Annotated in this window: 15 protein-coding genes; 6 read left to right on the forward strand and 9 right to left on the reverse strand. The window is 59.5% G+C overall.

Features of this window, described 5'->3' with window-relative positions:
- Positions 1 to 13: 13 nt before the first annotated feature.
- Together HX873_RS26380 and HX873_RS26385 are read right to left on the reverse strand one after the other, a co-directional pair.
- Positions 14 to 1,066: a sugar phosphate isomerase/epimerase gene (locus HX873_RS26380; protein WP_177123428.1), complete on the reverse strand. Its 1,053-nt coding sequence runs from the start codon at positions 1,064 to 1,066 to the stop codon at positions 14 to 16.
- Between the two features lie 14 nt (positions 1,067 to 1,080).
- Entirely contained in the window at positions 1,081 to 2,211 is a 1,131-nt protein-coding gene (locus HX873_RS26385; RefSeq protein WP_177123438.1) for a Gfo/Idh/MocA family protein, read from the reverse strand.
- A gap of 167 nt (positions 2,212 to 2,378) precedes the next feature.
- Here HX873_RS26385 and HX873_RS26390 point away from each other — a divergent pair, with 167 nt between their 5' ends.
- Positions 2,379 to 3,374, forward strand: coding sequence for a LacI family DNA-binding transcriptional regulator (locus HX873_RS26390; RefSeq protein WP_177123429.1), 996 nt, complete (start codon positions 2,379 to 2,381; stop codon positions 3,372 to 3,374).
- On the opposite strand, the gene HX873_RS26395 is transcribed toward HX873_RS26390, so the two are convergent.
- Entirely contained in the window at positions 3,368 to 3,778 is a 411-nt protein-coding gene (locus HX873_RS26395) for a hypothetical protein (RefSeq protein WP_003211385.1), read from the reverse strand. The genes HX873_RS26390 and HX873_RS26395 overlap by 7 nt on opposite strands.
- 109 nt (positions 3,779 to 3,887) lie before the next feature.
- Between HX873_RS26395 and HX873_RS26400 the strand changes: the two genes are divergently transcribed.
- The 5 genes from HX873_RS26400 (at position 3,888) to HX873_RS26420 (ending at position 8,843) form a co-directional block, all read left to right on the forward strand.
- Positions 3,888 to 4,739: a helix-turn-helix domain-containing protein gene (locus tag HX873_RS26400; protein ID WP_008435424.1), complete on the forward strand. Its 852-nt coding sequence runs from the start codon at positions 3,888 to 3,890 to the stop codon at positions 4,737 to 4,739.
- 290 nt (positions 4,740 to 5,029) lie between these two features.
- Complete coding sequence (locus tag HX873_RS26405; protein ID WP_003211381.1) at positions 5,030 to 5,758, forward strand: winged helix-turn-helix domain-containing protein; 729 nt, start codon at positions 5,030 to 5,032, stop codon at positions 5,756 to 5,758.
- Positions 5,751 to 6,506: a hypothetical protein gene (locus tag HX873_RS31645; RefSeq protein WP_177123430.1), complete on the forward strand. Its 756-nt coding sequence runs from the start codon at positions 5,751 to 5,753 to the stop codon at positions 6,504 to 6,506. Before HX873_RS26405 ends, HX873_RS31645 begins: the two co-directional genes overlap by 8 nt.
- A gap of 32 nt (positions 6,507 to 6,538) precedes the next feature.
- Positions 6,539 to 7,228 (forward strand): winged helix-turn-helix domain-containing protein, encoded by a 690-nt coding sequence (locus HX873_RS26415; RefSeq protein ID WP_177008622.1) that lies wholly within the window; start codon positions 6,539 to 6,541, stop codon positions 7,226 to 7,228.
- 220 nt (positions 7,229 to 7,448) lie between these two features.
- Entirely contained in the window at positions 7,449 to 8,843 is a 1,395-nt protein-coding gene (locus tag HX873_RS26420) for an undecaprenyl-phosphate glucose phosphotransferase (RefSeq protein ID WP_256344726.1), read from the forward strand.
- A 263-nt stretch (positions 8,844 to 9,106) separates the two neighbouring features.
- Here HX873_RS26420 and HX873_RS26425 read toward each other — a convergent pair whose 3' ends face one another.
- From HX873_RS26425 to HX873_RS26450, 6 genes are all read right to left on the reverse strand, one after another.
- Entirely contained in the window at positions 9,107 to 11,197 is a 2,091-nt protein-coding gene (locus HX873_RS26425; protein WP_177039864.1) for a YjbH domain-containing protein, read from the reverse strand.
- Entirely contained in the window at positions 11,194 to 11,961 is a 768-nt protein-coding gene (locus tag HX873_RS26430; protein WP_134326352.1) for a capsule biosynthesis GfcC family protein, read from the reverse strand. Before HX873_RS26430 ends, HX873_RS26425 begins: the two co-directional genes overlap by 4 nt.
- Positions 11,958 to 12,617, reverse strand: a complete 660-nt coding sequence (locus HX873_RS26435) for a YjbF family lipoprotein (RefSeq protein WP_032899416.1) — start codon at positions 12,615 to 12,617, stop codon at positions 11,958 to 11,960. The genes HX873_RS26430 and HX873_RS26435 overlap by 4 nt, the downstream gene beginning before the upstream one ends.
- 14 nt (positions 12,618 to 12,631) lie before the next feature.
- On the reverse strand, positions 12,632 to 13,744 hold the full coding sequence (locus HX873_RS26440; RefSeq protein WP_134326351.1) for a polysaccharide export protein: 1,113 nt from the start codon (positions 13,742 to 13,744) through the stop codon (positions 12,632 to 12,634).
- Positions 13,745 to 13,829: 85 nt separating this feature from the next.
- On the reverse strand, positions 13,830 to 14,114 hold the full coding sequence (locus tag HX873_RS26445; RefSeq protein WP_003211359.1) for a hypothetical protein: 285 nt from the start codon (positions 14,112 to 14,114) through the stop codon (positions 13,830 to 13,832).
- 179 nt (positions 14,115 to 14,293) lie between these two features.
- Complete coding sequence (locus HX873_RS26450; protein ID WP_003211357.1) at positions 14,294 to 15,637, reverse strand: UDP-glucose/GDP-mannose dehydrogenase family protein; 1,344 nt, start codon at positions 15,635 to 15,637, stop codon at positions 14,294 to 14,296.
- Position 15,638: the final 1 nt, after the last annotated feature.

Raw genomic sequence — 15,638 nt, forward strand, 5'->3', positions numbered from 1 at the left:
GCAGAAGCGCTGTTCAGGCGTCGGGCAGGCCCAGCAGCCGTCGGTTGGATTGCTCGTCGGATGTCACGCCGGCGAAGTCATCGAATGCCTTGCTGGTCTTGCGGATCATGTGCTGGCGGATGAACTCCGCCCCTTCTGCCGCGCCTTGTTGCGCGTCCTTCAGGCAGCACTCCCACTCCAGCACGGCCCAGCCGTGGAAGTCGTACTGGGTGAGCTTGCTGAAGATCGATTTGAAGTCGATCTGGCCATCGCCCAATGAGCGAAAACGGCCAGGGCGGTCGACCCATCCTTGGTAGCCGCCATACACGCCGGAGCGCGCGTCGGGGCGAAACTCGGCGTCCTTGACGTGGAACATGCGAATGCGCGCGTGGTAGCGGTCGATGAAGCCCAGGTAATCCATTTGCTGCAGCAGCAGGTGGCTGGGGTCGTAGAGAATGTTGGCCCGGGGATGGTGGTCGACGGCTTCGAGGAAGCGCTCGAAAGAGGCGCCGTCGTGAAGGTCTTCGCCGGGGTGGATTTCGTAGCACAGGTCGACGCCGGCCGCCTCGAAGCAATCGAGAATCGGCAGCCAGCGCTTGGCCAACTCGGCAAAGCCTTGCTCCACCAGGCCGCCGGGGCGTTGTGGCCAGGGGTAGATGTACGGCCAGAGCAGCGCGCCGGAGAAGGTCGCGTGGGCCGTCAAGCCAAGGCGCTGGCTGGCGCGGGCGGCGAGTTTCAATTGGTCGATGGCCCACTCGGTCCGTGCCTGGGGCTGGCCGCGCAGATGGGCCGGGGCGAAGTCGTCGAACAGCGTGTCGAATGCCGGGTGCACGGCCACAAGTTGGCCCTGCAGGTGGGTCGATAGCTCGCTGATTTCGACGCCGGCATGGGCGCAGGTCGCCTTGAGTTCATCGCAGTAGGCCTGGCTTTCTGCAGCGCGGGCCAGGTCAATGTAGCGGGTGCCGAGTGTGGGCAACTGGATCGCCTTGTAGCCCTGGGACGCCGCCCATTGGGCGATGTTGGCCAGGGTGTCGAAAGGCGCTTCGTCCGAGATGAACTGGGCGAGAAAAATGCCTGGGCCGCGCATGTCTGTAGTCTCCTTCATGGGTGGTTCGCCAAGGTGGTCCACTTCGCCTCGCCGTGATGGTTGGCGATCACGGCTTCGATAAAGGCCATGCCGCGCACGCCGACTTCGATGCCGGGTACGCCAACGGCCTCGGTGCCTTGGCGAATGGCCTTGGCGAAGTCGCGGTAGAGGTTGGCCATGGCTTCCAGGTAACCCTCGGGATGCCCGGCCGGCAGGCGCATGCGCTGCAATGCCGCGTCGCACAGCCAGGGCTGGCCGACGCCGGAACGCAGGATGCGCAGCGGTTGGTCGAGGGAACGATGGATCAGACTGGCGGGTTCTTCCTGGCGCCATTCCAGGCCGCCCTTGTCGCCATAGAGGCGGATCTTCAGCGGGTTCTCTTCACCGGCACACACTTGGCTGGCGATCAGCACGCCGCTGGCGCCGGAGGCCATCTTGAACAGCATGGCGGCATCGTCATCCAGTTGCCGGCCGGGTACATGGATGCCCAGGTTCGCGCAAAGCTGTTCGATCGGTTGGTCGGCGATGAACTCGGCCAGGGAAAAGGCGTGGGTGCCGATGTCGCCGATGCAGCCGCCCAGTCCCGAGAGTTCGGGCCGGCTGCGCCAGTCCGCCTGTTTGTTGCCCTGCCCGGCCACGTCCTGGCTGAGCCAGCCTTGTGGGTACTCGACGATCACTTTGCGCAACGCGCCGATCACGCCATTGCGCACCATGTCGCGGGCCTGCCACACCATCGGGTAACCCAGGTAGGTGTGTGCCAGCCCATAAAGCCCGGAACCGTTTTTGACAACGTCTGCCAGCGCCTGCACTTCAGCAAGATTGAGCGCGGCCGGCTTCTCGCTGAACACGTGGAAGCCCGCCTGCAGCGCCTGGGTCGCAATCGGTGCATGCAGATGATTGGGGGTGACGATCACCAGCAGCTGCATGCGCTGCTCGGCCGGGAGCGCCTGTTCGCCGGCGAGCATCTGCTGCCATTCGCTGTAACAGCGGGACGCGGGCAGGCCCAGCGCATTGCCGGTGCTCCGGTTGTTCTCGGGCTCACGGCTGAAGGCACCGCACACCAGTTCATAACACCCATCCAGCCCCGCCGCCTGGCGGTGAGCCTGGCCGATGAAGGCGCCTTCGCCGCCGCCAACAAAGCCCATTCTTATTTTTTGCACAGCAACCGTCATCGCAAGTCTTCTCTTTATGGGCAATTACCGATCATGATGTAACCGGTTACATCGTGCCGGAAATTTAGGCCTGGTTGCTCGCGGTGTCAAACCCCGACTGCGGTAAACTTGCAGGCTGCTGTTCTGATAACGAGGTGGTCTTGTCCAATATTCGTGAAGTCGCCCGGCTGGCCGGGGTCTCGGTGGCCACCGTGTCCAGAACCCTGGCCAGCCCTGAACGCGTGTTGCCCGAGACCCGCGACAAGGTCAACGCCGCCGTGGAACAGACCGGTTACCGGCCGAACCGCATGGCGGTGCAATTCCGTTCGCGGCGCACCGGCAACCTGGTGATCCTGGTGCCGGCGATTGCCAACACGTTCTTCGCCCGGGTCATCAGCGGTGCACAGCAAGCGGCGCAGGCATCGGGTTATCGATTGCTGTTGTGCGACACCCGGGGCCAGGCAGAAATCGAAAAACAGTTCGCCGAACTGGTCCACGCCCATCAGGCCGATGGTGTGATTCAGTTGCGGGCCTCGGACCCGTTCAGCGACTGCAGCGACTCACCGCCACTGGTGAACGCCTGCGAGGTGATCCAGGACGGTCGCCACCCCACCATCAGCCTCGACAACCGTGGCGCCGCCCGGGCCATGACCCAGCACTTGATCGACCTCGGCCACCGCCGCATCGGCTTGATCAAAGGCCCGAAAAGCAGCCCACTGACCCGTGACCGCGTGGCCGGTTATGAAGATGCCTTGCTCGCGGCGGGCATCCCCCGCGACCCGGCGCTTATCTGCCACGGCGACTTCACCCTGCACGCCGGTTTCGAGGGCGCAGGCAACATGCTCGCCCTGCCCAAGCGGCCCACTGCGCTGTTCTGCGAGAACGACGAAATGGCCATCGGCGCCTTGAAGCGCATCAAGCAACAGGGCCTGCGCGTGCCCCAGGATATTTCCCTGGTGGGCTTTGATGACATCCCCTTCGCGGCCTACTGCGACCCGCCGCTGACCACTATTGCCCAGCCTGCCGAAATCTTCGGCCGCAAGGCCGTCGAGATGCTCATCGCACTGATCGAGAAAACGCCGCTGCCGGAGCGTCAGGTAGTGGTGCCGTTCGAACTCACAGTACGCGACAGCACGGCAGCGCCCCACACTCAATAGTGCGCCACATCCGACACCTGGGTATCCAGCACGTCCCGCGCCAATGCCCAGGCCTGATCCGTGGATTCCACCACCAGCAACGGGTAGCCCCACGCCTTGCCGAACATCACGGCAAACGGCTTGAGCGCCAGGCGCTTGGCTGCGCTGGGCTCCACCTGAATCATGCCTTTGACGAAAGTACGCAGGGCCACCTTGTGCTTCTTCATCCAGATCGAGGCCTGTTTGCGTTCTTCGTGGGAGTGCTCGTGAGTGCTTTCATCCACGGCTTTCTCGTGCAGCAGGACGAAGGGTTCCTCGCGCTGCAACAAGGCCTCGAATGCGCCAAAGGTATCTTGCGGGGGAGTGTCGCTAGGGGCGTCAAACACGATTTTCACCACGGGGAATGTTGAACTGTCGAGTTGCATGGGAAGCTCCTTTAACGAGAATGTTTCTCATGATAGCCACGCCATCACTGGACGCCATTGCACAGAATGGCCAGAATGTTTCGCATTCCAGCCAAGACGCCGCGCCGCCATGTACAACCACCGCCTCGAAACCCGTGACCCCTTGCGCCCGGCCCTCGCCGATGCGATCCCCCGTGCGGTGGTTGCAGTGAGCGCCTCAAGCACCTCTGCGAGTTGGGAGCACGCACCGCACCAGCACCGCAAAGGCCAGTTGATGTACACGTTGCGCGGGGTGATTCATTGCGTCATCGAAGAAGGTATCTGGATCGTGCCCCCCCAGTGCGCGTTGTGGATTCCGGGCGGCCTTTCCCATGCCGCGCGCGGGTCGGGGGCAGCGGATGTCTACTGTCTGTTGGTCGACCCCGACGCTGCCGGCGCCCTGCCCCGGCAATGCTGCACCCTGGCGGTATCGCCGTTGTTACACGAATTGATCAGCAAGGCCGTCAGCTTCCCGCCGCTGTACGACACCGAGGGCGCCCAGGGCCGGTTGGTGGCCACGCTGCTGGACGAACTGGCACTGGCACCGGTGGAGGCCCTGCACCTGCCCATGCCCCGGGACACTCGGCTGCGGCGCCTGGCTGACAGTTTGCTGGCCAACCCCAGCGACAAGGCCACCCTGGGCGAATGGGCCGTACGCATCGGCATGAGCGAACGCAGCATGACGCGCTTGTTGCTGGAGGAGATCGGCCTGAGTTTCGGCCGCTGGCGCAGGCAACTGCATGTGATCCTGTCACTGCAGCGCCTGGCGAAAGGCGAAAGTGTGCAGACGGTGGCACTGGACCTCGGCTATGAAAACGCCAGCGGCTTTATCACCATGTTCCGCAAGGCCATCGGCCAACCGCCGGCGCGCTACCTGGCTGACCGCGCGAGCATACCCCAGCACACGACGCCCGCTATCGCCTTGCTGGATTATTATAAATAGTCACGTATAAGCATTTTTAGAGCTAGGGACTAGAAGGCTTAAATCATTCCAGCCAAAAAAAATCAACCCGCCTAAAATACTTATCGCACACTAAAAAATTTGCACTAGCATATGAGTACTCCCGTCCACAAACCCGCTCTCAACACCCGCCTGAAATCCGCCTTACCCCCCGCAAATAAAGTGCCGAATGTTAAAATTTGTCACGTTTTGGCGTATTCAATTCGATTAACATCTAAACGCCTGCAGCGATTGAATTGACGGCCTCGCATGCCGGAAAAGGGAGCAACGTGATGCATTTTTCCAACGTCCTCGCTATTGCACGGACCCCATCGAAATCCGAGGACTTCAGCGAGCTTATAGTTCGTACTGTACCGAAAAATCTAAAAGTCGATACACGCTCCTACGGCCAACTAATCGGTCCCTATGCAAGCCATGGACATTACCGTGCCATCATCATAGAGATCGACACCCCCTCTGCCAGCACCCAAACGCTGGACATCATTAAAAAAACCAGATCGGAAAATCCTGGCAGCACCATTTTCCTGGTTGTCACCTTCGCCACTACACTAAGCAAAACCAAATATTATCTCGCAGGCGCCGATTACTGCATAAAGGTCGTCGAGAGCTCGCCCGAGAAAAAACTTGCCCTGTTTGCCGCGTTCCTCAGCGAGACATACTGGCTAAGTAATACTGATTTGCTACTCGATCAGGACCGCATGTGCATCTACGGGGGTGGCAAAAAGCTCGAAGTGTCCTTTGTCGAAATGAAAGTACTGGAAGCGCTCATTCATAATCGATTGCTCAGCCATGATGAAATCGCCGTGGTAATGGGGCTGAATCCCCGATTTTATGATTCAAGGGCCCTCGAAAAATCGATTAGCCGGTTACGTGGCAAAATAAAATCACATTACGGAAGCAATATAATTCAGAGCATTCGCGGTTACGGCTACAAACTAAGCAGAGGGCTGGCTTCGGTTAATCATATCCACCCCGTCAGGGAGCGGTCGAACCGTGAATAGCGGAATCTTATTACGTGAGGCGTCAGCCTGCTTCACCTTTTCGCGGCAAGCGATACTTGAACGAAGTTGCACGTTGTGGGGCAGTGAGATCCGCGTCCACGCCGAGCCTGCGCTCGACAGCCCGCGTGATGACGCCTGCCCGTTTTATTCCGAACAACTTAAAGACGCCTACAGCGAAGCCCTGCAACATGCCAGGCCGAGTTCATTTGCCCGCACAAGTAAACGTTTGCGCGCGGACAAAAGCCCGGGCCTCCACAAGTTTTTCCGAGTTGAGCAATCGCTGTTGATGAATGAGGACCTGCTCAAGGAAATTATCGATACTTCACACACGCTGGAAAAAAACAGACAACAACTCATTGTCAGCGTTGAAAACACACTGGACACCCTTCCGGGCCCGCTGGAACGCCGGAGCATGATCCGTCAACTGTATAGCCTGAAAGACCAGAGCAACCTGAAGCTTGCCTATAACAATTACACATTAAATACAAAAAACACCGACCTGCTGATCGACTTGAGTCTTTATGACTATATAAAAATGCCTTTTCCAGACTCGGCCCTCAGGCTCAGTCTGAACACCCGCTCGGGCCTGTTCGACCGGCTTTACGACCAGATGCTGGGGCTGATGAGCACCACCCGGGTCTCCTTCATCGCCGACAACGTCGAGCACGCCGACAGCGCACTTCTCGCCAGACGCTTGCCTTTTGACTATTTTCAGGGCCCCTACTTCTCCCCTGCTGATAGTTTATGAACCCCCGTACTTTCCTGGAATCGGTGAATGCCATGAGTTCTCTCAAGAAACACACATTTACATCGACGTACCCGTCAATCGCACTGCACGATTTCACGCCAAATGTGGCATTTTTACATTACGACGTCGACAGCGGGCCGCTGATCGAAACCGTGGAAAAAACATCGGACGCTTCGACCAGTTCCTACGCCGTTACCAAAGAGCAGAATTTCAATCTGTGGCTCAGTAACTATGTCGCCGCCAAAAGACTTTACGAAGCCAGTAATCGGCTGACCCGACAACTTTACGACGCATCAAAAAAACCTAGCATCACGGCTCTAAAATCAGACGTCACACACACGGACCTGAATAACACCACCGCGGAAACAGTTAACTCATCCTCTGCATTACGCGGCCCCGATGTCTGGCTACTTACCCAGCAAGATCGTGCGCTGGTGAAAGGTGGGCTACGCATTTCCTTGACCACTATTGAGTCGGCATTGATCAAGAAAATGTTGAACCATGAAGAACGTGTGGTCAGCAAGGAAGAACTTATCCGCAACATCGGACGTGAGCCCGACCTCTATCGCGGGCTTGAAATGTGTCTTAGCCGATTGCAGGACAAGTTCAAGCGCGTGAATGATGGCGAACGCCTGTTCCGCGCGGTGCGTAACCGTGGCTACTGCCTGACACAAAAAATAAAAAGCCCGCTGAGCAGTCGCGCAAACGTCACAGAACAATAATTATTTCATAAAAATTACAATTCACCCTGCCTATTAGAACGCCTTTCTATCTGCCATTTTATAACAACATGACCGCGTTATAAGTCGTCAGCCATTGCTCCCTGCCATTTATTACTATCAATACGCACGCCTACGCGTGCGCCTGCCATTTGATAGTCATTAAAACCACGCCTCGCTTTAACCTGCCAGCACGTGAGTGGATACCACAGGGAGCAGAAGTATGCTTAACAACAGAAGAATGCATCGTAACCTTACACCCAAAGGCCTGACCTTTTGGGGACAGTGGGCAATTGCCCTGAGTGTGGTCGTTGTACTTTTGTTTTCACTGGTACTTTTCAAGACCGGGCAATTGGAATCCCACTACCGGATATTGGCAGCCATTACAATACTGGCCTCTATACCGGCCTACATGTTATGTGACGTCTATAGCAAAAAAGATGACTTTTTTGTTGGGCTGGGACGATTATTCACCGGCTGGTTATTGACCCTGGGCATATTGTTCGCGGTCGGCATAGCCTGTAATGCCAGTTCGCTGTTTCCCTTCGAGATCCTGCTACTCTGGGCTGCTGTCAGCTATCCAATACTAGCCCTTTGCTACATTCCCATTCACAGTCTATCCAGGTACTACCACCGGCAACTACATGAGCGCCAGAAATCGCTGATTATTGGTACAGGAAAACTTGCAACCGACTTGGCCAATACTCTCGCCAGGCAAAAACGCTCCCCTCTGGTCGGTCTCGTAGGTCCCCGCACCACCGCCCCCCAGGCCGGCACCCAGCCTCAGATCCTCGGTGACTTGCCCGATCTTCCCGCGCTGATCCGCCAGCACGGTATCCGCCGCCTGTACATCACTCACTCTCTCCAGGAAGCGACCCACATCGAGGCGCTGTACCTCAACCTGCTGGAGATCAGCGTGGACGTGATCTGGGTCCCCGACCTCAACAACATGCTGCTGCTCAACCACAGCGTGGCCGAGGTGGATGGATTACCCGCGATCTTCCTCAATGAAAGCCCGCTGACCAGCCGGCCGACCGCAGCACTGAGCAAGTCGCTGCTGGACAAGAGCCTGGCCCTGTTGGCGATCATCCTGCTCAGCCCGTTGCTGCTGCTGTTCGCCCTGCTGATCAAACTTACCTCTCCCGGCCCGGTAATTTTCAAGCAGGATCGTCACGGCTGGAACGGCGAGGTGATCAAGGTCTGGAAGTTCCGCTCGATGCGCGTGCATGACGACCACGAAGTGCGCCAGGCGAGCCGCAACGACTCACGCATTACCCCCGTAGGGCGATTTATCCGCCGCACCTCCATCGACGAGCTGCCCCAGCTGTTCAACGTGCTGCAAGGGCATATGGCACTGGTCGGCCCACGCCCGCATGCCGTCGCCCACAATGACTACTACTCGGGCAAGATTCGCGCGTACATGGCGCGGCATCGCATCAAGCCCGGCATCACCGGCCTGGCGCAGGTCAATGGCTGCCGGGGTGAAACCGAGACCCTGGAGAAGATGCAGCAACGCGTCGATATCGACCTGCGCTATATCAACAACTGGTCGCTGTGGCTGGACATCAAGATCCTGTTCAAGACGCCGTTTACCCTGCTGTCCAAAGACATCTACTGACCCCGCCCTTCCCCGTGCCGCTGCATCGGCGGCGCGGGGCACCAGGCGCGCTTTGCGCCCTCCCCGCCACCACTCCCCGCAAGGCGCAACGATAGCGCCCACAGCAACGCCCGGGCCCGGGCCATTCGCATAGTCATCAAAGAGGAAAGTCAGGCAAGTGTTGCGCGCCGGCATTGCACCTGGCGCTGTAGCGTTCGGCGTGGCGACTGCCCGGCGCATTCAACGCCGGGCAGTCGACAACCTGGTCGGCAGATGCCGCACCGTCACTCAGTGATCTTCTCGAAGTTGTTGTAGAACAACTCGCTGTCACGCCCGTCGGTCATGGTCTGCAGCGAATAGCCGCGGTTCAGGCGTGCGCCGCCGTCACGGGTCAGTGGCGCCCATACGACGTTGGCCCGACGCATCGTCGAGGTGCTCATCAATTCGTCGAAGGGGACGGAAATATAGATACCCTTGTCGAAGCTGCCTTCGCCATATTCTTCCTTCGAGGCGGTGGTCAGCGTCACCCAGCCACCAAACTTCACGCCGTTCTTGAACTGGCGCGAGATGTCGACAGTGGTGCCCCAGTCCCGCGCCAGGTAACGCCCCACACTGACGGCGGCCAGGGTGTCATAGGGCAGCTCGGTATAGCTGGTGACATGGCCGGTGATGGTCTGGTAATCCCGCAGGCCGAAGCCCTGGTTGAAATCACGCTGGCGCACGAAGTTCAGGTCTGCGCCCACTGACCAGTGCTTGCCCGCCGGCCGGAACAACACCTCGCCGCCCACCCCGGCGTACATGGACTCCAGGTAGCCGCCGTAGACCATGCCATACAGGTCGCGGTCCAGGCGCTGCGCATGGTTGACCTGGAAGTTCGGCATCGTCACATCGGACGTGGTCATGTATTGGCGCAGGTCGGTGCGTACTCGCGGCAACCCGCTGGGTGCGTCGTAGGTGAACTTGTCGTAGTTGTTCAGCAGGTTGGCGCTGAGCAAGCCGCTCCACCAGGTATTGCGGGTAAAACGGTACTCCGCGTCGGCGTCGGCAGTGAACTGATAAAGCAAGCCGTCGGGGCCACCGATGTTCTGTTTGTAACCCAGGCCAAGGCCATAGTTGAACGGCTCGGATTGTCTGCTGTAGAGCGTGGTTTCCCGATGGGCAACCGCCGGGTTGACCTCGGTATTACGGTGCAGGTCCGTCAACGGTTGCTGGTTGTTCACCACGGCCCGGAAGGTGTCACGGGGCACGCTGGTTTCTTCGATGGGCATGTCATAGCGCTTGTTCACCAGGGTGAACCAGTCGATATCCTGATTGGCGCTGTTGTCGAGAATCCGGCTGGCGCGTCCCACGGCCTTGGCTGAATAGAAGTAGCGTTGCTGCTCGCCATACACCATCAATTCCGAGCCGCGCCGGGCAATGCGCTCCACCTTGTAGCCGGCATTCTGCTGCAGCCTGTCGGCGACGTTGGCCCAGTTGACCTGGTCGGCCGGGGTGGTGGGCATGCGCGCCGGCAACGGTTCGGCGGGCGGGTCATAGGTCTTGACCGGTGCCTTGCGGCTGACAAAGTTGGTGTGCAGGGTGATGCCGAACATCGCGGTATTCCCGCGTTCCCAGGCCGCACTCAGGTCGACGCTGTCAGCCAGCTTATAGACCACGCCAATGTTTACCGGCGAGTCCTGCTTGATCGGGTTGTCCAACGGCTCGTGCTTGTAGTCATTGCCCTCGTATTCGAGTTTCAGGCTCAGGGGTTCCCAGGGCGTTTGATAGGCGATCCCGCCGAACAACGAAGGGCGGCCCCTGAAATAGGCGTTGGAGTTCACGTCCCCTGCCCTGGCGACGACCGCAGTGCTCTTGGGCCGGTCGTTGAACTTGCTGCCGAACACCGACAGCGGGTTGCCGAAGTCGCCTCGGTTTCCCAGGTAGCCCCAGGCGATGCCTAGGCTGAAATCCAGGTTGCCGTGGCGCTTGTTGGCGACAAAGTATTCGCTGGAAAACAGCCCGGTACCGCCGATGTCCCGGGCACCGAAAGCCACCTGCGGTGCCCACCGGCTTTCCTCCCAGAGCCGCGCCTTGAAGTCGATGGCCTTGTCCTTGAAGCTCTGGCTTCCGCTCAACGCCTCGGCGCCGTACCTGCGGTTGCTGATGGCGGTATAACGAAACGAACCCTCCAGCCAATCAAACGGTTGCAGGGAAAAACTGTAGCGTGAGTAGGGATCGGTGCGGTTGGCGTTGGCGCTCAACTCTCCCGCCGGGGCCATGCGTGCGGTGGGGGTCTGTAGCAGGCCCACGCCGCCGAAATCATTTTGGGTGTAACGGGGGTCACCGTGAGCCAACCCGCAAGGCAACAGCAGTACAGCCGCAAAACGTAAATTCAAGGGTTCACCTCAGCCAACGGTTGAGTGGCGAAAAACTCGGCCAGTTGTTGGTTGAGATCAGGGGTCGGCGTCTCAAGGTCGTCGCTGCGGATCGGCACCAGGATCCTGCTGCCGGGGGCCGCCACCACGCCGTCCTCGCGATTCCACGCCGCCACGCCCACGCGCCGTACCTGGCCGTCGGGCTGGATCAGCCACAGGTCATCGCGCTCGGCGTCATCGAGGACCGTGCAGTCGCCAACATAATCCCGCACCTCGCGCATGGCCCGGTACGGCACATCACAGGACTGCGCGACCGCCCCGAGCACCTGCACGGTGGACGGCCTCACGGGGTAGACCAGCCGGTCCCCGTCATCCAGCAATGCGTTGCGCGCGAACCCCGTCTCCACGGCGATCGGGTCCAGCACTTGCACCTGGCGGCCGGTGACCGGCAACTGTTCGACCTGTCGATACAGACGCGCACTCAAGTCCGCCCGGGAGCCACGGTCATCCAGCAAGGCCCCTCGTTGCAGCAGTTTCAGATCGAACAAAACCCCTGCCTTCAAGCGTTCCTGCGTGCTCACCAACGACTGGTGCAGCCACGCGGCGCCCAACCAGTAGCTTTCTGCATTGGGTTGGGCCACACGAATAACGTCCAGCAAACGCGCCCCCGGCTTGACCTCGAAGGCGCCAGGGCTGCGCACATCGCCACTGACTGTAACGGCCGCCTGGCCAGTGCCGGGGCCGATCAGCAACAGGCCCAGCCATAAAAGCTTCGAACACTTCATCGGGCTGCCTCCCGGTCGGGACGCAACTGCACGATTTTCAGAGCCAACCGGGGCGTCAAATGCTGCTCGCTGCGCCAGATGAAACCATCCTGCGGGTCGACCCAATAATGGTTGGTGGCGCGGAAATTCAAGGTGGGAGCGTCCACCTGCTCGTCGATGCGCAGCAAGGCGTAATCCTTGTCCAGAATGCGGAGGGTCTCGATACCGTGGCTGCTGAAACGGCTGTTGACCGCGATACCGATTCGGTTGCCGTCGTAGAGGTCGATCCAGCGTGTGCCGGTGTAGCCGTCGGGCAGATGCTGGAGCCCGCGCTTGAACGGCGATTCGCCACTGAAACGCGTGCCATCCAGGGAAACACCCAGCCCGACAGTGCGTACCACCAGGCCGTCACGCATCATCACCACTTGCTTGCCGGAAGCGACCCAAAACTGCAGGTCGCCCCGGCGCCGGGCCATGGCCATCACGCCCTCGCTGACGGCGGTGGTCACCAGGATCTGCGGGTATGGCACCGCGTCGACCTGGGCGCGGGTCACGTTGATCGGGGCCGGGCCCGTCACAGAGGTTTCGAGGGTGTACCACGACGCCCTCATCAACGGGTTACACCCGCACAACAAGAGCGCCATCGACAGGCAGGCGCTGGTAGGCAACATTTTCACCACGGGATAACGCCTTATCTGCTGTTGACTTCACTGAGGTCATTGGCCGATCGGGCACCAATCCCAATGGCACTGGCGGTCGGCAGCAACTGGCTGATCAGGCGGTTCCAGCGCGTCACGCCGGCCGGCCCGACGTACACGATGTCCTGGGGTTGCAAGTCGAACCGGGTGGCCAGCACCAGCGCGGAAGGTGATTGGGCATCGAGTTGGAACACCTTGGCCGGTTCGGCTTCCAGGTTGTCCACGCCGCGAATCACATAGACCGCATTGCCATTGGAAGTGGTCTGGTTCAAGCCGCCTACGGTACCCAGGGCATCGGTCAGGTTGATCGACTTGCCCTTGAAGCTCAGGGCCCGGGGCTGATTGACTTCGCCCATCAGATAGACACGTTTCTGGTCGTTATAGGGCAGGTACAACCGGTCGCCGCCCTTGAGGTAGATGCCCTGCAGTTGCGAGCCCTGGCGATTGAGGCTGTCCAGGTCAAGCGTGTACTCACGGCCATCGCGCGTCAGGGTCAGGCTCGAGAGGTCGGCATTCGTGGGGTCGACACCGGCAGCGCCAATGGCCTCGACAGCGCTCAATGGCGTGGTAGTGATCGGCTGTTGCCCGGCCTTGATCACCGCCCCGGTCACCACCACTGTCTGGCTGGCAAACCGCAGGACGCTGACGTCGACCTGTGGGCTTTCAATAAATTGCGACAAGCGCCCGGCGATAAAGGCCCGCAGCTCTTCGATGGTCTTGCCGGCCACCGGGACGTTGCCGATATACGGATAAAACAACGTGCCATCGGGGCGAACCAGGCGCCCGTTGGCGTCGATCTGCTGTTGCGGCCCGGACGGTGCCGTCAACTCGGGATGGTCCCAAACCGTGATAAACAACAGGTCATTGGCACCGACGCGATAGCCACCGGGCACATAAGACAACAGTTCTGCCGGCACCGATTCACGAACATGCGTGGCGGCATCCATGGCAATCAATTTGGGGGTGATGGGAATCAACTCTACCCGAGTACTTTCGGGAGAACCCTCACTGGACATTTGACTGGTGTCCATATGTTGACCAGGCGAAAACATGCAGCCGTGCAAGCTGAAACTTGCCAGCAAAAGAACAGGTAACCTACGAATCATAATGGCACTACGCTAGTCGAGGGCGAGTCTAAAAAAGATCACCCAGAAGTTCCGGGTGATCTTGAACAACACACATTGCGGGTTATTAGTTGGTACCGGTGGTACCGCCTGTACCGGTGGTGCCGCCGGTGCCGGAAGTACCGCCATTGGAACTGCCGCCCGAGTTGGAAGCCGCCGCCGCAGCGCCGACTACCGCGGTACCGACCCCGACGGTTTCACCGAGCGTCACGCCGCCCACGAGCGGGGTGCTCAACGACAGGGGCTCGCTCGCGCCGGCCGCATCGCTCAAGGCCTCGCTCGCGACTTCACCTGCCGCCAATGCCGCAGTACTGCTAAAGGCCAGCACGCCGGCCAACAGTATTTTCCTCATATCAGACTCCTTCTCGATATTTACCCCTTATCAAATAATGCAATAAGGGCGTAGTGATGGAACGGAGATAAACAGGCTATGCAAACTGCGCAAAGATCCTGTTGGATCACGCACTTAACCTCCTCGAAATCATCTCACTTGTGGATAGCTCAAACCACCAATGTTAATAATCGTCAGGATTAAACAACGGGGCGTACCGATAACCCGCGACCAATACCGTAATACTCGAAACCATTGGCTTTCATACGCTGCGGATCAAATATATTGCGGCCGTCAAAGATCACCGGCGTGCTCAGTTTTTCTTTTATCAAGTCCAGGTCCGGGGCCTTGAACTCCCGCCATTCGGTCACGATCACCAGCGCATCGGCACCTTGCAACGCCGCTTCCTTGGTGCCCATCAGCAACAGGTCTTCGTTCATCCCGTAAATGCGCTGGGTCTCGGCCATCGCTTCGGGGTCGAATGCCTGTACCCTGGCACCCACGCTGCGCAGTTGTTCGATCAACACGCGGCTCGAGGCTTCGCGCATGTCATCCGTATTGGGCTTGAAGGCCAGGCCCCAGATGGCGAAGGTCTTGCCCTCCAGCTGGCCGCCGAAGTGGTGGTGAATATGCCCGAACAGGTGCTGCTTCTGGCGCTTGTTGACTTCCTCGACGGCAGACAACAGCGTTGCCTGATAGCCGATCGACGACGCGGTGCGCTCCAGCGCCTGCACATCTTTCGGGAAGCACGAGCCGCCATAACCGCAGCCTGGGTAGATAAAGTCGTAGCCGATCCGTGGATCGGAGCCAATGCCTTTACGAACCGCCTCAATGTCGGCGCCCAAGCGTTCGGCGAAATTGGCCATTTCATTCATGAAGGAAATCTTGGTGGCCAGCAGGCAGTTGGCCGCGTACTTGGTCAGCTCGGCACTCCTGATGTCCATCGTGATGATCTTTTCGTGGTTGCGGTTGAAGGGTTCATACAGCTCCCGCATGCGGTCCACGGCGTAACTGCTGTCGCTGCCGATGATGATCCGGTCGGGCCGGGTGCAGTCGGCGACCGCCGAACCTTCCTTGAGGAACTCGGGGTTCGAGATCACGTGGAACTCCACCTCAAGCCCCCGCGACGTCAACACCTCGGACACCTTCGCCCGGACCTTGTCCGCCGTCCCCACCGGCACCGTGGACTTGTTAACGATAATCTTCGGCTCGGTCATGTTGAGCGCAATGGTCGCGGCAACGGAGAGCACGTACTTGATGTCGGCGCTGCCATCGTCATCAGGCGGGGTGCCCACGGCGATGAACTGCACCTCTCCATGCCGCACGCCTTGCGCGGCGTCGGTGGTGAAGTGCAAGCGTCCGGCATCATGGTTCTTCTGGACGAGCGCACTCAGCCCGGGCTCAAAGATCGGAATAATGCCGGCCTTGAGGTTCTCGACTTTAGTCGCGTCCACGTCGACACAACACACCTCATGCCCCGCGTCGGCCAGCACCGCTGCCTGCACCAGACCCACATAGCCGATTCCAAATACAGTTACATTCATT

The organism is Pseudomonas sp. P7758 (genome assembly GCF_013386485.1).
Classification (GTDB): Bacteria; Pseudomonadota; Gammaproteobacteria; order Pseudomonadales; family Pseudomonadaceae; genus Aquipseudomonas.